This window comes from Streptomyces sp. NPDC007991, assembly GCF_042958445.1.
Lineage (GTDB): Bacteria > Actinomycetota > Actinomycetes > Streptomycetales > Streptomycetaceae > Streptomyces.
Map to the genome: position 1 here is coordinate 179469 of NZ_JBIBJD010000011.1, position 17909 is coordinate 197377.

The window sequence follows — 17909 nt, forward strand, 5'->3', positions numbered from 1 at the left end:
AACCGAGGCCCTCAGCGCAACTGCCCAGGAGCCTCCATGGCGATCTGCTCGAATGCCTTCTCGTCCGTCGCGAAGGGCGAGTCGGGGATGGGCCAGTGGAGCACGATCTCCGTGAAGCCCAGCTCCCGGTGCCGGCCGGCGAAGTCGACGAAGGCGTCCAGGGACTGCAGCGGCCCGCCGCGGTCCGGAGTGAATCCGGTGAGCAGGACCTTGTCGAGGCCGGTCATGTCCCGGCCGATCTCGGCGCAGGTGTCGGCGAGCTTGTCCACCTGCCTGCGGATGGCCTGAACCGACTGTTCCGGAGTGCCGTTCTCGAACAGCTTGGGGTCACCGGTGGTCACCCACGCCTGGCCGTACCGTGCGGCCAGGCGCATGCCGCGCGGCCCGGTCGCGGCCACCGCGAACGGCAGCCTGGGGCGCTGCACACAGCCGGGGATGTTCCGGGCCTCGTGCGCCGAGTAGAAGTCGCCCTCGTACGACACCGCGTCCTCGCTGAGCAGCCGGTCGAGCAGCGGGACGAACTCGGCGAAGCGGTCGGCGCGCTCGCGCGGGGTCCACGGCTCATGGCCGAGCGCGGTGGCGTCGAAGCCCGAGCCGCCCGCGCCGATGCCCAGGGTGACCCGCCCGCCGGAGATGTCGTCGAGGGAGATCAGCTCCTTGGCGAGGGTCACCGGGTGCCGGAAGTTCGGCGAGGTCACCAGAGTGCCCAGCCGCAGCCGGTCGGTGATGGTCGCGGCGGCGGTGAGGGTCGGTACGGCGCCGAACCAGGGGCCGTCCCGGAAGCTGCGCCACGACAGGTGGTCGTAGGTGTACGCGGTGTGGAAGCCGAGCTGCTCGGCACGCGTCCAGGCCGCACGACCGCCTTCCTGCCAGCGGCGATAGGGGAGGATCACGGTGCTCAGACGCAGACTCATGGCATCGAGCCTAAGGGAGCGCCTCGGGTGACCCGTGTTTCACGTGAAACAGCCACCGTGAGCGGCGCGTCCCGTACCGCGCGTCAGTGAGGACCGGGAAAACGCACATACCGCGGTGGTACGGCCTCGGTGAGCCACACGCCGTTCGCGCTCACCTGGAAGACGTGGCCGTCGCGGTGCATGGCGGCCGCGTCCACGGCCAGCACGACCGGCCGGCCACGGCGGGCACCGACGCGGGTCGCCGTCTCGCGGTCGGATGAGAGATGCACGGCATGCCGGTTCATCGGCCTGAGCCCCTCGGCCCGGATCGCGTCCAGGTTGCGTGCGACGGTGCCGTGGTAGAGGTACGCGGGCGGGGTCGCCGTCGGCAGCCCGAGGTCGACCTCGACGCTGTGCCCCTGGCTGGCGCGGATCCGGGTGCCCTCGACGGCGAAACGCCGCTTGTCGTTGGTGGCGACGACGTGGTCCAGCTCGGTACGGGTGAATCGGAAGCCATGGGCGGCGGCTGCGGCGATCAGTGTGTCGATCTCGACCCAGCCGCCCTCGTCCAGTGCCAGCCCGATCCGCTCCGGCTGGTGGCGCAGATGCTTCGAGAGGTACTTCGACACCTTGATGGTGCGTCTTTCGTCCATCCCCTCAGAGTGCGGGAGAGACCTGAATCACGCGATTGAGTTTCCCTCTGGAGGTTTGATCCACAGCCAAGGGGTGTTATCCACAGGCGAATTCGGGGAGTCTGTGGACAACTGGCCTTCACATCAGGCGACTTGGGGTCACACCGGCGGCTTCAGCCGTGCGATCCCCCGCAGTGCCCCTGGTGCCAGCCGCGACAGCCAGCGGGCACCCCGCGCCTCCGGCGTGACCGGGACCACCGCCTCGTTGCGTACCACCGCCCGCACGATCGCGGCGGCGACCTTCTCCGGCGGGTAGTTCCGCAGCCCGTACAGACGGGCGGCACGCTGCTGGAGCCGCTTCTCCTCGCCGGCGTCGACCCCGGCGAAGTGCGCCGTGGACGTGATGGCGGTGTTGACAAAGCCGGGGCAGACCGCGGTCACGCCGATGCCCCGCCCGGCGAGCTCCGCGCGCAGGCACTCGCTGAGCATGAGGACGGCCGCTTTGGAGGTGCTGTACGCGGGCAGCGCCCGGGACGGCTGGTACGCCGCCGCCGAGGCCACGTTGACGATGTGGCCGCCCTGCCCGCGCCCGGCCATCCGCCGCCCGAAGAGCCGGCAGCCGTGGATCACGCCCCACAGGTTGACGTCGAGGACCTTCTTCCAGTCCTCCGGCGTGGTGTCGAAGAAGGAACCGGACAGTCCGATCCCGGCGTTGTTCACGAGGACGTCCACCACGCCGTACTGGGCGGTGACCTTCTCGGCGAGCTTCTCCATGGCCTGCTCGTCGGAGACGTCGACCGTCTCCGCCCAGGCCGCCGGAGCGCCCGTCAGACGGCATGACTCTGCGGTACGGTCCGCCGCCTTCGCGTTCCGGTCGACGGCGACCACGCGCGCGCCGTTCTCCGCGAACGCCAGCGCCGTCGCCCGCCCGATGCCGCTGCCCGCCCCGGTGACCAGGACGAGCTGCCCGCCGAACCGCTGGGCGTGGAGGCCGCGCGCCGCCGCCGGGGAGCGCCCGCTCTCCACGGACGTCACGAACTCCTCGATCCACGAAGCCAGCTGATCCGGACGGGTGCGAGGGATCCAGTGCCCTGCCTGGTCGGTCCTGCGGGTCAACCGCGGAACCCACCGCTCCAGCTCGTCGGTGAGCCGCTCCGACAGGAACCGGTCCTCCAGGGGCGTCACGATCTGCACGGGCGCGTGCGCGTACGCGTCCGTGCGTGGCCTGCGCAGCCGGGGCCGTACGTTGTCCCGGTACAGCCAGACCCCGTGTGCCGCGTCCGACGGCAGGGACGAGGTGGGGTAACCACCCCGGGGCACCTTCTCGACGCGCTCCAGAACCCGGGGCCAGCGCTTGCCGAGCGGGCCGCGCCAGGCCAGCTCGGGCAGCACCGGCGTGTGCAGCAGGTACACGTACCAGGACCTGGCGCCCTGCCCGAGGAGCTGGCCGACCCGGCGCGGGGTGGGGCGTTTCACGCGCCGGTTGATCCAGTGGCCGAAGTGGTCCAGGGACGGCCCGGACATGGAGGTGAAGGAGGCGATGCGGCCCTCGGTGCGCTTGACGGTGGTGAACTCCCAGGCCTGCACCGAGCCCCAGTCGTGCCCGACCAGATGCACGGGCCGGTCCGGGCTGACCGCGTCCGCGACGGCCAGGAAGTCGTCCGTCAGCTTCTCCAGTGTGAACCCGCCCCGCAGCGGCCGCGGTGCCGTCGACCGCCCGTGGCCGCGGACGTCGTACGCCACCACGTGGAAGTGCCCGGCGAGACGCGCGGCGACCTCGGACCACACCTCTTTGCTGTCGGGGTAGCCGTGTACCAGGACCACCGTCGGCCGCCGCGGATCACCTGCTTCGGCCACGCACAGCTCGACCTCGCCGGTCCGCACCCGGCGCTCCCGTGCGCCCGTGAGCAACGTCATCCGGCGAATCTGGCAGTTGTTAGAGACATCGTCAATAGGGTGCCCTCGGGCGGGTCACCGGTGTCGTCCCGGTCGTGGTAACTCTCAAGAACCAGGTCCCCTAAGGGCCCGTACTACTCCAGGTTGACCCGAAGACAGCTCTGCGGAGTGACGACCGCCACGGTCGCCGCCCCTATCTTCGAAGCGTGACTGTGATCGCGACCGAAAGCCTGAGCAAGCGGTTCCCCAGGGTGACCGCTCTTGACCGGCTCTCCGTGGACGTCGGGCCCGGTGTGACCGGACTCGTCGGAGCCAACGGAGCCGGCAAGTCCACACTGATCAAGATCCTGCTGGGTCTGTCCCCCGCCACCGAGGGCCGCGCCGAAGTGCTCGGCCTCGACGTCGCCACCAAGGGCGCCGACATCCGCGAGCGCGTCGGCTACATGCCCGAGCACGACTGTCTGCCGCCGGACGTCTCGGCCACCGAGTTCGTCGTCCACATGGCGCGCATGTCCGGCCTGCCGCCCACCGCCGCACGCGAGCGCACCGCCGACACCCTGCGGCACGTCGGCCTGTACGAGGAGCGCTACCGCCCCATCGGCGGCTACTCCACCGGCATGAAGCAGCGCGTGAAGCTCGCCCAGGCCCTCGTGCACGACCCGCAGCTGGTCTTCCTGGACGAGCCCACCAACGGCCTCGACCCGGTCGGCCGCGACGAGATGCTCGGCCTGATCCGCCGGATCCACACCGACTTCGGCATCTCGGTCCTGGTCACCTCCCACCTGCTGGGCGAACTGGAGCGCACCTGCGACCACGTCGTGGTCGTCGACGGCGGCAAGCTCCTGCGCTCCAGCTCCACCACGGACTTCACCCAGACCACCACGACCCTCGCGATCGAGGTCACCGACACCGACGAGCACCCGGACGGCACCCGCGCGATGCGCGAGGCGCTGCACGCGCGCGGGGTGAGCGTCGAGGACGGCAGCGGCCTGCCGGGCGCCGGCCACATCCTGCTGCTCACCGCCCAGGGCGAGGAGACGTACGACCTGGTCCGGGACGTGATCGCGGACCTCGGGCTCGGCCTGGTGCGCATGGAGCAGCGCCGGCACCACATCTCCGAGGTCTTCACCACCAGTGACCAGCACGAGCAGCGGAAGGAGGCGGTCGGCCATGGCGGTTGAGCACTCCACGGGGACATCCGCCCCGGCTCCGGGTGACCAGACCCGCATCCACAACATCGGCTACCGCAGCTACGACGGCCCCCGCCTGGGCCGCGCCTACGCCCGCCGCTCCCTGTACTCGCAGTCCCTGCGCGGCTCCTACGGCCTCGGCCGCTCGGTGAAGTCCAAGGTGCTGCCGATGCTGCTGTTCGTGGTGATGTGCGTGCCCGCGGCCATCATGGTCGCCGTCGCGGTCTTCACCAAGGCCAAAGCCCTGCCCGTCGACTACACGCGCTACGCGATCATCATGCAGGCGGTCATCAGCCTGTACGTCGCCTCGCAGGCACCCCAGTCCGTCTCGCGCGACCTGCGCTTCAAGACCGTGCCGCTGTACTTCTCGCGGCCGATCGAGACCGCCGACTACGTCCGCGCCAAGTTCGCGGCGCTCGCCTCGGCGCTGTTCATCCTCACGGCCGCACCCCTGATCGTGCTCTACGTGGGCGCGCTGCTGGCGAAGCTCGACTTCGCCGACCAGACCAAGGGATTCGCTCAAGGACTCGTCTCCGTGGCACTGCTCTCACTGCTGTTCGCCGGCATCGGCCTGGTCATCGCCTCCTTCACCCCGCGCCGCGGCTTCGGCATCGCGGCCGTGATCGCCGTGCTGACCATCACCTACGGCGCGGTCTCCACCCTCCAGGCCATCGCCGACGCACAGGGCAGCGGCGACGCCGTGCCGTGGATCGGACTGTTCTCGCCGATCACGGTCGTCGACGGTGTGCAGTCCGCGTTCCTGGGCGCGACCTCCGCCTCCCCCAGCGGGGTGGGCCCGAGCACCGCCGAAGGCGTCGTCTACGTCATCGTCGCCCTGGGCCTGATCGCGGCGAGCTACGGCCTCCTGATGCGCCGCTACAAGAAGGTGGGACTGTGACCACGCTCAACATCGACCATGTCTCCCGCTGGTTCGGCAACGTGGTCGCCGTCAACGACATCACCATGACCGTCGGCCCCGGCGTCACGGGCCTGCTCGGCCCCAACGGCGCCGGCAAGTCCACCCTCATCAACATGATGGGCGGCTTCCTGGCCCCCTCCACCGGCACGGTCACCCTCGACGGCCAGGCCGTGTGGCGCAACGAGCGGATCTACCGGCAGATCGGCGTCGTGCCCGAGCGGGAGGCGATGTACGACTTCCTCACGGGAAAGGAGTTCGTCCTCGCCAACGCCGAACTGCACGGCCTGGGCGCCAAGGCGGCCCAGAAGGCGCTCGCCACGGTCGAGATGGAGTACGCGCAGGACCGCAAGATCCAGACGTACTCCAAGGGCATGCGCCAGCGCGTCAAGATGGCCTCCGCCCTCGTCCACGACCCCTCCCTGCTCCTGCTGGACGAGCCCTTCAACGGCATGGACCCGCGCCAGCGCATGCAGCTCATGGACCTGCTGCGGCGCATGGGCGACGAGGGCCGCACGGTGCTGTTCTCGTCCCACATCCTCGAAGAGGTCGAGCAACTCGCCTGGCACATCGAGGTCGTCGTCGCCGGCCGGCACGCCGCCAGCGGCGACTTCCGCAAGATCCGCCGCCTGATGACCGACCGGCCGCACCGCTACCTGGTGCGCTCCAGCGACGACCGTGCCCTCGCGGCCGCGCTGATCGCCGACCCGTCGACGTCCGGCATCGAGGTCGACCTCGCCGAGGGCGCGCTGCGCATCCAGGCCGTCGACTTCGGCCGCTTCACGGCCCTGCTGCCGCGGGTGGCCAGGGACCACGGCATCCGGCTGCTCACGGTCTCGCCGTCCGACGAGTCCCTCGAGTCCGTCTTCTCGTACCTCGTCGCGGCGTAGGAGGCCCTGATGTACGACCCCACAGTCGCCCGGCTCACGTACCGGGCCCTGCTCGGCCGGCGCCGGGCCCTCATCCTCGGAGCCCTGCCGCTGCTGCTCATCGCCATCTCGGTGGTGGTGCGCTTCCTCGCCGGGGCGGACGACCAGACCGCGGCGGACCTGCTGGGCGGCCTCGCCCTGGCCACGATGGTGCCGATCATCGGCGTCATCGCCGGAACCGGCGCGATCGGACCGGAGATCGACGACGGCTCGGTGGTGTACCTGCTGTCCAAGCCGATCAAACGCCCGACGATCATCTTCACCAAGCTCATCGTGGCCATCGCGGTGACGATGGTGTTCTCCGCGGTGCCGACGCTCATCGCGGGCTTCATCCTGAACGGCAACGGCCAGCAGATCGCCGTCGCCTACACGGTGGCCGCACTGGTCGCCTCCATCGCGTACGCGGCGCTGTTCCTGCTGCTCGGCACGGTCTCCCGGCACGCGGTGGTGTTCGGCCTCGTCTACGCCCTGGTCTGGGAGGCCCTGTTCGGCTCCCTGGTGCCGGGCGCCCGCACGCTGAGCGTCCAGCAGTGGGCGCTGGCCGTGGCCCAGAAGGTTTCCGGCGGCGACCTGGTGACCTCGGACGTGGGCCTCACCACGGCGACGGTGCTGCTGGTGGTCGTCACGGTGCTGGCCACCTGGTACGCCGGTCAGAAGCTGCGCTCGCTGACCCTCGCCGGCGAGGAGTGACGTGCCCCGGCCCTGACGGGGTCTTCACCCCCGTCAGGGCACACTGGGCGAACGGTATGCAGGGATATCGCACGGAAGTCGGACGGCTGGGAGGGGCGGGGATGGCGGGCGAGAGGGCTCAGTACGACGACCAGGGGCAGTCGGGATCCCGGCCAGGGTCCGGGGGCGATGCCTACGACCTCGACGGCGTCGTCCTGGACGAGGACTTCATACGCTCCGCCGAGACCTCCGAGCCGTCCGCCCGCGCCCGGATGCTCGCCGAGCGCTGGCGCCGGGAGGAGCCGGAGCCGCAGCCCTGGCGCTCCGACGAGCCGCCTGCGGGCTGGTTCTTCAGCAAGGCCCGGCGGCGCAGGTGGCGCAGGCGCTGACCGGCGCCGTCCGACCGCCGATTTAATCGGTGGCGTCCCATTCGCCCGGCAGGCAGAGTAGGGCGTGTTCCTGCCGGACGAGGAGTCCGGCGTCACGTTCTGGGAGAGGAGCCGGACGATGTCCATGCACGGCAGTACGTCCAGCTCCCTTCAGGGCAGCCCGCGGCGGGTTCCGGAGTGATCGCTACCCCTCCGTAGAGCCCGCCCCGCACGGGGAGCTGCCCGGGGCGGCCGCTTCGAGCACGCGAATCGCACATCGCGTGAGGCCGCCCACCCGGAGGATTGGCCGAGTGGCAAGGCACCGGTTCGCTGAACCGCGGTCGGGCGACAAGCCCGCGCACGTTCGATCCGTGCATCCTCCGCCGCACACGCGACACGAAGGCTCAGCCCAGCAACCGCTCCAGCACCACCGCGATCCCGTCCTCCTCGTTGGAGGACGTCACCTCGTCGGCGACCGCCTTCAGTTCCTCATGAGCGTCCGCCATCGCCACCCCGTAGGAGGCCCAGGCGAACATCGGTATGTCGTTGGGCATGTCACCGAAGGCGATCGTGTCGGCCGCCTTCACCTTGAGCCGGCGGGCCGCCAGCGACAGGCCGGTCGCCTTGGACAGGCCCAGGGGCAGGAGTTCGACGATGCCCTCGCCCGCCACGACGACGGAGACGAACCCGCCGGCGGTGCGCGTGGCCGCCTCGCACAGCTCGTCGTCCGAGAGCGTCGGGTGCTGGATGTACAGCTTGTTCAGGGGCGCGGTCCACAGGTCCGACGCGTCCGTGAAGGGGGTCGCGGGCAGGTTGCCGTGCGCCGAGTAGCCCGGACCCACCAGCACCTCGCCGTACAGACCGTCGCGGCTCGCCGCCAGGTACAGCGGGCCGACCTCCGCCTCGATCTTGGCCAGCGCCACCCCGGCGAGCTGCCGGTCCAGCGTCACCGACGTCAGCAGCCGGTGGGCGCCGACGTCGTACACCTGCGCGCCCTGGCCGCAGACGGCCAGCCCCTGGTAGCCGAGGTCGTCGAGGATGTGCCGGGTCCACGGGACCGCGCGGCCGGTGACGACGATGTGCGCGGCGCCCGCCGCCGCGGCCGCGGCGAGGGCGTCACGGGTGCGGGCCGACACCGACTCGTCGGAACGCAGCAGCGTCCCGTCGAGGTCGGTCGCGATCAGCCGGTACGGGAAACCGTCGGTGGTCACCTGGCCACCGGCTCCAGGACCTCCCGGCCGCCCAGATACGGGCGCAGCACCTCGGGCACCCGCACGGAGCCGTCGGCCTGCTGGTGGTTCTCCAGGATCGCCACGATCGTGCGCGGTACGGCGCACAGCGTGCCGTTGAGCGTGGCCAGCGGGCGGACCTGCTTGCCCTCACGGACACGGATCGACAGGCGGCGGGACTGGAACTCGGTGCAGTCCGAGGTCGAGGTCAGCTCGCGGTACTTGCCCTGCGTCGGGATCCACGCCTCGCAGTCGAACTTGCGGGATGCCGAGGCGCCCAGATCGGCGCTCGCCACGTCGATCACGCGGTACGGCAGCTCAAGCGAGGTCAGCCACTGCTTCTCCCACTCCAGCAGCCGCTGGTGCTCGGCCTGCGAGTCCTCCGGGGTGACGTAGGAGAACATCTCGACCTTGTCGAACTGGTGCACGCGGAAGATGCCCCGGGTGTCCTTGCCGTGCGAGCCGGCCTCGCGGCGGAAGCAGGGCGAGAAGCCCGCGTAGCGCAGCGGCAGCTTGTCGGCGTCGAGGATCTCGTCCATGTGGTACGCCGCGAGCGGGACCTCGGACGTGCCGACCAGGTAGAGGTCGTCGTCGGCGAGGTGGTAGACGTCCTGGGCGGCCTGGCCGAGGAAGCCGGTGCCCGCCATGGACTGGGGGCGCACCAGGGCCGGGGTCAGCATCGGCGTGAAGCCGGCCGCGGTGGCCTGGGCCATCGCCGCGTTCACCAGGGCGAGCTCCAGCAGGGCGCCCACGCCCGTCAGGAAGTAGAAGCGCGAGCCGGAGACCTTGGCGCCCCGCTCGACGTCGATCGCGCCGAGGATCTGGCCGAGCTCCAGGTGGTCCCTGGGCTCGAAGCCCTCGGCGGCGAAGTCGCGGATCGCGCCGTGCGTCTCCAGCGTGACGAAGTCCTCCTCGCCGCCCACGGGCACGTCCGGGTGGACCAGGTTGCCGAGCTTCTGGAGCAGCTCCTGGGTCTCGGAGGCCGCGGCGTCGCGCTCCGCGTCGGCGGCCTTGACGTCGGCTGCGAGCTGGCTCGCCTTCTTCAGCAGCTCGGCCTTCTCGTCTCCGGACGCCTTGGGGATGAGCTTGCCGAGCGCCTTCTGCTCGGCGCGCAGCTCGTCGAAGCGGACGCCGGACGACCTGCGCCGCTCGTCGGCAGACAGGAGGGAGTCGACGAGCGCGACGTCCTCTCCACGGGCGCGCTGCGACGCGCGCACACGGTCGGGGTCCTCACGGAGCAGGCGAAGGTCAATCACGCGGTCAAGGCTACCGGTGTGGGGTGACCGCCCACGACTCACTATTCCGGGCGTGGCTTACGTACCGCTATGAGGGAATTGCGCACTGTGTCAATAAACCGACCGTCTTTCCCCGGAACGAGGCATCGGCAGGGCGCGGTGTTGACTCGAATCCCTTGCGGGGAACGGGACTTGGGCTCCGGTTGTCCACAGGCATCCACACCCGTCGAAGAGTTATCCACAGGCTGTGTGGAAGATCTGTGGACTTCGGAATTGATCACTCCGGAAGACCTTGCCACACCGAAGAATTCCCGATGCAAACCCGCCCCACCCTCACTTTCGAGTGGAAATGGGTCACCCCGAAGAGTTACGCAAGGGAAAACGGTGGACGAAGGGTGACCTGCCCGCCGATGGACGCATCAGAGGTCGGTAGGGCGATTTGTCGACTGACTCACGCTTCGTTGTCGACTTGTCCCCAGGTCGAGAACCTAGCCTGTGGATAACTTCTGTGGACAACGACAATCAGCAGGTACGACCGGCCCGGACCCCTGGGAACCGGTCCTAGAACCGGCCGTCCTGGCACCGCGCCACCCAGTCCGCCGCCGCCACGAACTCGTCGTCCGACGTCCCCAGCCGCGGCGGCTCGACATCCACGGGCTGCAGGTCCGCGCGCGGGTAGGAGCCGAGGTAGCGCACCTGGAGGCAGATCCGCTTCAGGCCCATCAGGGCCTCGGCCACCCGGCGGTCGGAGATATGGCCCTCGGCGTCGATGCAGAAGCAGTAGTTGCCGATGCCCGCGCCGGTGGGCCGGGACTGGAGCAGCATCAGGTTGATGCCGCGGGTGGCGAATTCGCCCAGCAGGTCGCGCAGGCCGCCGGGGTGGTCGTCGCGCTGCCAGAGCACGACGGAGGTCTTGTCCGCGCCGGTGGGCGCCGCGGGCCGGGCGGGCCGGCCGACCAGCACGAATCGCGTCTGGGCGTTCTCCGCGTCGTGGATCCCGGTCTCCAGGGCCTGAAGGCCGTAGCGGGCGGCGGCGAACTCGCCGGCGAATGCGGCGTCGTACTGGCCCTCCTGGACCAGCCGGGCGGCGTCCGCGTTGGAGGCGGCCGACTCCCAGTGGGCGTCCGGCAGGTGCTTCTTCAGCCAGTTGCGCACCTGCGGCTGGGCGGCCGGGTGCGCGGAGACGGTCTTGATGTCCGAGAGCTTGGTGCCGGGGCGGACCAGCAGCGCGAAGGTGATCGACAGCAGCACCTCGCGGTAGATCATCAGCGGCGCGCCGGCGACCAGCTCGTCGAGGGTGGTGGTGATGCCGCCCTCGACGGAGTTCTCGATCGGCACGAACGCGGCCTCGGCCTCGCCGGCGCGTACCGCGTCGAGCGCGGACTGGACGGACACGTACGGGATGAGCTCCCGGGTGGCGGCCTCGGGAAGCGTGCGCAGGGCGACTTCGGTGAAGGTGCCCTCGGGGCCGAGATACGCATAGCTCGCTGGCATGACCTCACCCTAATGGGCTGGACGAAGCGCTATCCCCCATAACCCGCACACGCCTCAACTCTCATCCCTCAAGCAACTTCTGTCCCACGTATTCGCCCTCCGCGGCCCCACCGGGCACCGCGAACAGCCCGCTCGACTCGTGCCGGATGAACTGCGACAGGGCGTCGCCGCGGTCGAGTTTGCGCTGCACGGGCACGAAGCCGCGCAGCGGATCGGCCTGCCAGCAGATGAAGAGCAGGCCCGCGTCCGGGACGCCGTCCGGGTCGATGCCGTCGTGGAAGGAGAACGGACGGCGGAGCATCGCCGCGCCGCCGTTCTGGTCGGGCCGGGTGATCCGGGCGTGGGCGTTGATCGGGACGACGAGGTTGCCCTGGGCGTCCGTCTTCTCCAGGTCCATCGCGGTGGTCTCGGTGCCGCCGGACAGGGCCGCCCCGTCGGACTTGCGGCGGCCGATCACATCCTCCTGCGCCTTGACGGAGAGCTTCTCCCAGTCGTCGAGGAGCATGCGGATACGGCGTACGACCGCGTAGGAGCCGTTCGCCATCCAGGCCGGTTCGCCCTTCTCGGGCACGAAGATCCGCTGGTCGAAGTCGGGCTCGGACGGCTTGGGATTGCGGGTGCCGTCGATCTGGCCCATCAGGTTGCGGGCCGTCATGGGGTGGGCGGTGGCACCCGGCGAGCGGTTGAAGCCGTTCATCTGCCAGCGGACCCGGGCCGCCGAGCCCGCGTCCTTCTGGAGGGCGCGCAGGGCGTGGAAGGCGACGAGGGCGTCGTTGGAGCCGATCTGCACCCACAGGTCGCCGTTGCTGCGGTTCTTGTCGAGGTGGTCGGAGGAGAACTCGGGCAGCGGGTCCAGGGCGGTCGGGCGCTGCTTCTCCAGGCCGGTCCTGCCGAAGAAGCTGTGGCCGAAGCCGAAGGTGATGGTCAGCGACGCGGGGCCGGCGTCGCGGGCCACGTCGGTGTCGTCGTGCGGGCTCGGCTCGCCCGCCATCAGCCGCCGGGCCGTCTGCGACCAGCGGCGCAGCAGGGCGGCGGCTTCCTTGCGGCCGGCGTCCGCCGCCAGGTCGAAGGCGATGAGATGGCCGCGGGCCTGGAGGCCGTCGGTGATGCCGGGCTGATGTTTCCCGTGAAACATCGCCCGGTCGGCGCCGAGTGAGGTGAGCGGGGCGGCGGCGTCGGAGGGGGCGGCGGCGTATCCGACGGCCGCGCCCGCCGTGCCGAGCACGAGCCCGGTGGCGCCGGCGGTGCCGAGCAGGCGTCGCCGCGAGATGCCCTCGCCGGCGGGGCCCGCTTCGGTCTCCCCGGGGACGGTGCCGGAGGTGCGGGCTTTCGGAATGGACTGGTCAGCCATGGTGGGTCAGCCGATCTGAGCGTTCTTGGAGACGGTCACCTCGTCGATGTCGGAGGTCCGCACGGTCACGTCGACCTTCCAGTCGCCGGCCATGGGGATCTGTACTCCGTTCGCCGACCAGTGTCCGGTTGCGAGGTGGTCGGGGACGACGGGCAGCGGCCCGATGTCCTTGGCTTTGAGGGTGAAGTCGACCTTCACCTCGGGGATGTCGAAGGCCTGGCCGCCCGGCCGCTCCACGTAGACGTGCATCTCGTTGCCGCCCACGCGCGCGGGGTCGAGGTCGACCGTGACGATGCCCTTGCCGTCCTTGCCGCCGGTGTCGAAGGGCATGTTCAGGGTCAGCGCCCCGGAGGCGTCGGTGTCGGGCGAGGTGGACGCGGAGGACGACGTGGCGGCCCTGGCCTCCACCTCCGTGCGTCCCGGCTCGGTCTGGGTGAGGACGGTGGTGACGGCGAGCAGGATGACCGCGATGCCGGCCTCGGCCAGCGCGGAGCGGCGCAGGCCGAAGCGGTCGGGGTCGGCGTCCCGCAGCCGCTTCTGCCGGGCGGCGTCCCGGGCGGCCCGCTGCCGGGCGAGCTGCGCGGCCCGCTCGGCGTCGGCGGGCTCGGGATCGGGCTGGTCGCCGGTGTCGGTGCCGGAGTCGGTGTTGGTGCGGGAGTCGGCACCGACTCCCGCACCGGCCTCCGCGGCCTTGTCGGTCCGGGCATCGAGGGACACATCGGCCCCGGCGCTGCCGGCAGCCTCACCAGAGCCATCGGCCCCTGCTCCGACCCGCGCCTTCTCCCGCTCCACTGCTGCCGGCACCGCCTCGGCCAGCCGTCCGGTCCACCGCCGTGAGATCCACGCGACGCCGACCAGGACGGCCACGAGGGCGATCTTGGCGAGGAGCAACTGCCCGTAGCGGGTGTCGGTGAAGGCCGACCAGGAGCCGAGCTGGCGCCAGGACTGGTACGTCCCGGTCGCGATCAGGGTGAGGACACTGCCGAAGGCGACGCGCGAGAAGCGGCGCACCGCCGACGCGTCGACGGGCGCGTCGGCCGGTGCCCGGTACAGGGCCACCAGCAGTGCGCCCAGCCCGCCGAGCCACGCGGCGACGGCCAGCAGATGCAGGACGTCGACCGGCATGGCGATGCCCGCCTGGAGTCCGACCGAGGCGTGCTCGGACATCGCCCAGCTCGCGGCGATCCCGGCCGCCACGACGACGCCGCCGATGGCGAGCCCGAAGGTCAGGTCCCGCTTCTCCTGGGAGTCCTCGCGCTTGTCGTAGGCCCCGAACAGCACGGCGATGAACAGCGCCGACGCGGCGAGCAGCAGCAGCCGGGACACCAGGGCGGCGCCGGTCTTGGTCTGGAGCACCTGCCCGAGCAGGGACAGGTCGAAGACATCGGCGATCTTCCCGGAGCCGGTGAAGGAGCCGCGCAGGAGCAGCAGGGCGAGGGTGGCGGCGGTGAGCGCGAGCCACCCGGAGACGACGAACCGCTGCACGGGCCGTACCCCGGAGCCGCGTGGCCAGCAGGCGAGCACGAAGGCGGCGCCGCCGGCCAGCACGATGAACCCGGCGTAGGACACGTACCGTCCGAAGCCGTACAGCCAGCCGACCACGCCGTCGTCGGCGTTCTGCCCGGAGACCGACACGGATGTCTTGGACGGGGCGCCGACGGAGAAGGTGTAGGCACCGGCGACGGGATGGCTGTCCGCGGACACCACCTGGTAGGCGACCGTGTAGGTGCCGTCGGGCAACCCGGAATGGAGCCGCACGGCATACGTCGTGCCGCTGACGCCAGACGGTTCGCCCGCGTCGACGCGTTTGCCCTCGGGGTCGAGCACGCGCAGCGAGCCGTCGGACAGCGCGACCTGCTCGGAGAAGGTGAGCGAGATCCGGGCCGGGGCCGTGTCGACCACCGCCCCCTGCGCCGGGTCGCTGCCGGTCAGCGCGGCGTGCGCGGAGGCCGGACCGGCTCCGGCGAGGAGTGCGCAGGCCGCGGCCAGGAGCAGCAGTACGACGATCCGGACGCGGGGGGCGATGGTCTGCGTCACAGTGGTCCCTCCCTCAGTGTCCGGTCTTCGGGGTGTAGGTCGCCGACTTCACCGGCATCTCGACCTTGACCGGGCCGGAGTGGGTGAAGTGGAGCTCGACGGAGACCGTCTGGCCCTCCTTCGGCTTGCGCTTCAGCTGCTCGAACATCAGGTGGTTGCCGCCGCTCTTCAGCACCAGTTCGCCGTGGGCGGGGACCTTCAGGCTCTTGACCTCCTGCATGGCCGAGCCGACGGTCTCGTGCACGGTGACCTGGCCGGCGACATCACTGGTGACCGAGGTCAGCTCGTCGGCTGCCCCGCCCTTGTTGGTGACGATGAGGAAGCCGGCCGCCATCTCGTCGGAGACGGGCTGCGGCATGTACGCGGAGCCGACGGAGAGCTCCGCCTCACCGCTGCGGGAACCGGAGTCCCCGGAGTCCGAGTCCGAGCCGCCGCAGCCCGCCAGAGCCAGTGCCCCGGCTATGACGAGGGCCGCCGGGGCAAGTCGCCGCCTCACGGGTTCTCCCCCTTGACGATCTCGGGCAGGTCCTTGGTGTAGTCGTCGACGGTGGCGTCCTCGCCGTAGAGCACATAACCGCCGTCGGTCTTCGGCGAGAACGCGATGACCTGGGTGCCGTGCTCGGAGATGATCTTGCCGTTCTTGTCCTTGCGCGGCGCATCGATGGAGATGCCGAGGGTGCGGGCGCCGGCCTGGATGGTCGGGAAGTCGCCGGTGAGGCCGATGAACTGGGGGTCGATGCCCTTGAGCCACTTGCCGAGCTCGGCCGGCTTGTCGCGGCCCGGGTCGGTGGTGACGAACACGACGCGCAGGTCGTTCTGTTCGGCCTTGGGCAGCTGCTTCTTGGCCACGGCGATGTTGCTCATCGTCGACGGGCACACGTCGGGGCAGTGGGTGTAGCCGAAGTAGATCAGCGTGGGCTTGCCCTGGGTCTCCTTGCGGAGGTCGTACTTCTTGCCCTGGGTGTCGGTGAGGACCAGGTCCGGCTTCTCGAACGGCTTGTCGAGGACGGTGGCGGCCTTGTCGCTGCCGGCCTGTTCCGAGACGACGGCGACGGGCTTGTCGCTGTCGTTGCCGCTGCCGCAGGCGGTCAGGGTCAGGGAGGCCGCGGCGAGCAGAGCGGCCGCGGCGAAGGTCTTGGTGCGCATAGAGAAATGTCCCAGATGTCGGTGACCCGGCGCGCACCGGGGTGCCCCGCCCTGAGCGGGAACCCGGCGCGCGCCGTGCAACGGAAACAGCGTCAGGCGTTGGTGCGCCGACGCCCGGCCAGCACGCCGTAGGCGACGCCCGCCGCGCCGACCACGATGCCGACGACGCCCAGGACCCGGGCGGTGGTGTCGGTGCCGTCGGAAGAGCCGGCGTCGGAGGCGGTGGTGTCGTCGGAGGCCTTCTCGGCCGACTTGGCGTCGGAGGCCTCGTCGCCAGAGGAGGCGTGGTGCCCGTCCTCGGAGGCGGCGGACAGCTCCAGCACCGGGGCCGGGTTGTCGGGCTCCTCCTTGCCTTCCTGCGGGACCTCGATCCAGCGGACGACCTCCTTGTTGGAGTACGTCTGGAGGGCCTTGAAGACCAGCTGGTCGGTGTCCTCGGGCAGTTGGCCGATCGAGAGCGGGAACTTCTCGAAGTAGCCGGGCTCGATGCCCTTGCCGTCGGCGGTCCAGGTGACCTTGGTGACGGCCTCGGAGATCTTCTCGCCGTGCAGCTCGAGCGGCTTGGCCAGCTTGGACTTGGTGACGTCGACCTTCCAGCCGGGCACCGGTTCCGGCATCACCGAGGCGAGCGGGTGGTCGGCGGGGAAAGTGACCTCGACCTTGGTGGTCGAGGCGTCGTCCCGCTCGTTGGGGACCTTGAAGTCGACGACCGCGTAGCCGCCCTTGGCGGCGGTGCCCTCGGGCTGCACGCTGACGTGCGCGAAGGCGGGGACGGACAGGGCGAGAACGGTGACACCGGCGGCGGCACCGGCCGCGACGATACGGGAAGCCTTCATGGAAGGGAGCACTCCGCTGTGAGTCGGGTCGGGATGGTGAGGGATGCGCGCACGCGCGCGTGCCGCACGACGGCGGCTCCCCTCCCGAAAAGGCGGAGTGGTGGTCGCGTCGCGTCAGGCAGCGAGGGCGAGTGCGCAGGCGGGTGCCGTGGCGGCCGGCGGGCCGCGCCGGATCACCGTGTGCTGAAGTGCGGTCGTGCGCGGCATCGCAGGCGCGGGCCGCATGGCGTGCGCTGGGCGAGGGCCTGCCTCCGGTGTGCCCGGCAGCCCGGCGAGCAGGGCACGCACCAGCGCGAGTGCGGCCCACAGGGAGCGCACGAGCGCCCCTTCGGTGCCCCCCTGCGCCGACAGTTCGGTGAGCCGCAGCAGGGCCAGGTCGCCGTGGCGCAGCAGCCAGCCGGTGGCGATCGCCGCGAGGACATGGCCGAGCAGCATCGGCAGGGACGGCCACAGCGAGGCCGACGCCCCGGCGTCCGACGGCAGATGCGTGTGCGCACCCGTGGCCGGCTGGATCCGGGCGTCGGTGAGGATCTTGTGTGCCTGCGTCGGGCTGATCGCCGCGGCCGTCGTGCCGCACACGAGCCGCGCGGCCTGCTGGACCAGCGTGGCGTCACTCGTGCCCGGGGTCACCGACGATGTGGCGGCGGCCGTACCGTGCTGACCGAGTCCGAACAGCGTGTGCAACACCGTCTGACCGGCCGCGAGCAGCGCCGCGATCCCCGGCAGCGAGCGCACGCGCCCGGCGAACGGCGCCGCCACGGCGAGCACTCCGAGGAATCCGGCGCCGAGCGTCCACAGCGGAATGACGTCGCAGGAGGCGAGCGCGTGACCTGCCCCGGCCAGCACGACACAGACCGCGGCGAACACCGCGGCCCGCAGGATCCGGAGCGTGCATCCGGAGCGTGTCGCGCACGCGTGGGGGGCAGACATGGCGGGCTCATCATCGCACTGGCCGCCCAGGCCTCGTGCGGCAGGTCCACAAGATGCCGTACGACCGGAAACGTCACTCTCTGGACCCACCTGTCCCCCCACATACACCGATCAGGGCTAGGGCGCATCCGCCGTATGGGCGGCGTCACGTCAACTTC

The 17909-nt window shown here is 70.8% G+C and carries 17 protein-coding genes and 1 tRNA gene; 6 read left to right on the forward strand and 12 right to left on the reverse strand.

All coding sequences use genetic code 11. From position 1 onward, the window contains the following. Positions 1–11: 11 nt before the first annotated feature. The 3 genes from ACFZDA_RS30030 to ACFZDA_RS30040 form a co-directional block, all read right to left on the reverse strand. On the reverse strand, positions 12–914 hold the full coding sequence (locus ACFZDA_RS30030) for an LLM class flavin-dependent oxidoreductase (protein WP_391087653.1): 903 nt from the start codon (positions 912–914) through the stop codon (positions 12–14). Between the two features lie 83 nt (positions 915–997). After that, positions 998–1546, reverse strand: coding sequence for an RNA 2'-phosphotransferase (locus ACFZDA_RS30035; protein ID WP_391087656.1), 549 nt, complete (start codon positions 1544–1546; stop codon positions 998–1000). Between the two features lie 138 nt (positions 1547–1684). After that, positions 1685–3442, reverse strand: a complete 1758-nt coding sequence (locus tag ACFZDA_RS30040; protein WP_391087659.1) for an SDR family oxidoreductase — start codon at positions 3440–3442, stop codon at positions 1685–1687. Positions 3443–3633: 191 nt separating this feature from the next. On the opposite strand from ACFZDA_RS30040, the gene ACFZDA_RS30045 reads away from it, so the two are divergent. The 6 genes from ACFZDA_RS30045 (at position 3634) to ACFZDA_RS30070 (ending at position 7876) form a co-directional block, all read left to right on the forward strand. After that, positions 3634–4602 (forward strand): ATP-binding cassette domain-containing protein, encoded by a 969-nt coding sequence (locus ACFZDA_RS30045; protein ID WP_391088101.1) that lies wholly within the window; start codon positions 3634–3636, stop codon positions 4600–4602. Then, positions 4592–5509: an ABC transporter permease gene (locus ACFZDA_RS30050; protein WP_391087662.1), complete on the forward strand. Its 918-nt coding sequence runs from the start codon at positions 4592–4594 to the stop codon at positions 5507–5509. The genes ACFZDA_RS30045 and ACFZDA_RS30050 overlap by 11 nt, the downstream gene beginning before the upstream one ends. After that, positions 5506–6417, forward strand: coding sequence for an ATP-binding cassette domain-containing protein (locus tag ACFZDA_RS30055; RefSeq protein WP_391087665.1), 912 nt, complete (start codon positions 5506–5508; stop codon positions 6415–6417). The genes ACFZDA_RS30050 and ACFZDA_RS30055 overlap by 4 nt, the downstream gene beginning before the upstream one ends. Positions 6418–6426: 9 nt before the next feature. Further along, positions 6427–7146 carry an ABC transporter permease subunit gene (locus tag ACFZDA_RS30060; protein WP_391087668.1) on the forward strand — a complete coding sequence of 240 codons (720 nt, stop codon included), beginning with the start codon at positions 6427–6429 and terminating at the stop codon, positions 7144–7146. Positions 7147–7247: 101 nt separating this feature from the next. Then, positions 7248–7514: a hypothetical protein gene (locus tag ACFZDA_RS30065; protein ID WP_391087670.1), complete on the forward strand. Its 267-nt coding sequence runs from the start codon at positions 7248–7250 to the stop codon at positions 7512–7514. A 276-nt stretch (positions 7515–7790) separates the two neighbouring features. Continuing rightward, a tRNA-Ser gene (locus tag ACFZDA_RS30070) sits at positions 7791–7876 on the forward strand. A 21-nt stretch (positions 7877–7897) separates the two neighbouring features. Here the strand turns inward: ACFZDA_RS30070 and ACFZDA_RS30075 are convergent. From ACFZDA_RS30075 to ACFZDA_RS30115, 9 genes are all read right to left on the reverse strand, one after another. After that, on the reverse strand, positions 7898–8704 hold the full coding sequence (locus tag ACFZDA_RS30075; RefSeq protein ID WP_391087672.1) for a Cof-type HAD-IIB family hydrolase: 807 nt from the start codon (positions 8702–8704) through the stop codon (positions 7898–7900). Further along, a complete protein-coding gene (gene serS, locus ACFZDA_RS30080) occupies positions 8701–9978 on the reverse strand; it encodes a serine--tRNA ligase (protein ID WP_391087675.1) in 1278 nt (425 codons plus the stop codon). Before serS ends, ACFZDA_RS30075 begins: the two co-directional genes overlap by 4 nt. 540 nt (positions 9979–10518) lie before the next feature. Beyond that, the gene (pheA, locus tag ACFZDA_RS30085; protein ID WP_391087678.1) at positions 10519–11451 is read right to left on the reverse strand and encodes a prephenate dehydratase; all 933 of its coding nucleotides are present in this window, start codon (positions 11449–11451) and stop codon (positions 10519–10521) included. Positions 11452–11512: 61 nt separating this feature from the next. Continuing rightward, positions 11513–12802, reverse strand: a complete 1290-nt coding sequence (gene efeB / locus ACFZDA_RS30090) for an iron uptake transporter deferrochelatase/peroxidase subunit (RefSeq protein ID WP_391087680.1) — start codon at positions 12800–12802, stop codon at positions 11513–11515. Positions 12803–12808: 6 nt separating this feature from the next. After that, on the reverse strand, positions 12809–14839 hold the full coding sequence (locus ACFZDA_RS30095) for a copper resistance protein CopC (RefSeq protein ID WP_391087682.1): 2031 nt from the start codon (positions 14837–14839) through the stop codon (positions 12809–12811). Positions 14840–14852: 13 nt separating this feature from the next. After that, positions 14853–15335 (reverse strand): copper chaperone PCu(A)C, encoded by a 483-nt coding sequence (locus ACFZDA_RS30100; protein ID WP_391087685.1) that lies wholly within the window; start codon positions 15333–15335, stop codon positions 14853–14855. Then, positions 15332–15985 carry an SCO family protein gene (locus tag ACFZDA_RS30105; RefSeq protein WP_391087687.1) on the reverse strand — a complete coding sequence of 218 codons (654 nt, stop codon included), beginning with the start codon at positions 15983–15985 and terminating at the stop codon, positions 15332–15334. Before ACFZDA_RS30105 ends, ACFZDA_RS30100 begins: the two co-directional genes overlap by 4 nt. A 92-nt stretch (positions 15986–16077) precedes the next feature. After that, entirely contained in the window at positions 16078–16821 is a 744-nt protein-coding gene (locus ACFZDA_RS30110) for a DUF1775 domain-containing protein (RefSeq protein WP_391087690.1), read from the reverse strand. A 114-nt stretch (positions 16822–16935) separates the two neighbouring features. Next, complete coding sequence (locus ACFZDA_RS30115) at positions 16936–17751, reverse strand: hypothetical protein (protein WP_391087693.1); 816 nt, start codon at positions 17749–17751, stop codon at positions 16936–16938. Between the last annotated feature and the right edge of the window lie 158 nt (positions 17752–17909).

Excerpts from the sequence above, each read along its gene's own strand:
- ACFZDA_RS30030 (WP_391087653.1), bottom strand. The coding sequence starts at position 914 with ATGAGTCTGCGTCTGAGCACCGTGATCCTCCCCTATCGCCGCTGGCAG.
- ACFZDA_RS30035 (WP_391087656.1), bottom strand. The coding sequence starts at position 1,546 with ATGGACGAAAGACGCACCATCAAGGTGTCGAAGTACCTCTCGAAGCAT.
- ACFZDA_RS30040 (WP_391087659.1), bottom strand. The coding sequence starts at position 3,442 with ATGACGTTGCTCACGGGCGCACGGGAGCGCCGGGTGCGGACCGGCGAG.
- ACFZDA_RS30050 (WP_391087662.1), top strand. The coding sequence starts at position 4,592 with ATGGCGGTTGAGCACTCCACGGGGACATCCGCCCCGGCTCCGGGTGAC.
- ACFZDA_RS30060 (WP_391087668.1), top strand. The coding sequence starts at position 6,427 with ATGTACGACCCCACAGTCGCCCGGCTCACGTACCGGGCCCTGCTCGGC.
- ACFZDA_RS30065 (WP_391087670.1), top strand. The coding sequence starts at position 7,248 with ATGGCGGGCGAGAGGGCTCAGTACGACGACCAGGGGCAGTCGGGATCC.
- pheA (WP_391087678.1), bottom strand. The coding sequence starts at position 11,451 with ATGCCAGCGAGCTATGCGTATCTCGGCCCCGAGGGCACCTTCACCGAA.
- efeB (WP_391087680.1), bottom strand. The coding sequence starts at position 12,802 with ATGGCTGACCAGTCCATTCCGAAAGCCCGCACCTCCGGCACCGTCCCC.
- ACFZDA_RS30105 (WP_391087687.1), bottom strand. The coding sequence starts at position 15,985 with ATGCGCACCAAGACCTTCGCCGCGGCCGCTCTGCTCGCCGCGGCCTCC.
- ACFZDA_RS30110 (WP_391087690.1), bottom strand. The coding sequence starts at position 16,821 with ATGAAGGCTTCCCGTATCGTCGCGGCCGGTGCCGCCGCCGGTGTCACC.
- ACFZDA_RS30115 (WP_391087693.1), bottom strand. The coding sequence starts at position 17,751 with ATGTCTGCCCCCCACGCGTGCGCGACACGCTCCGGATGCACGCTCCGG.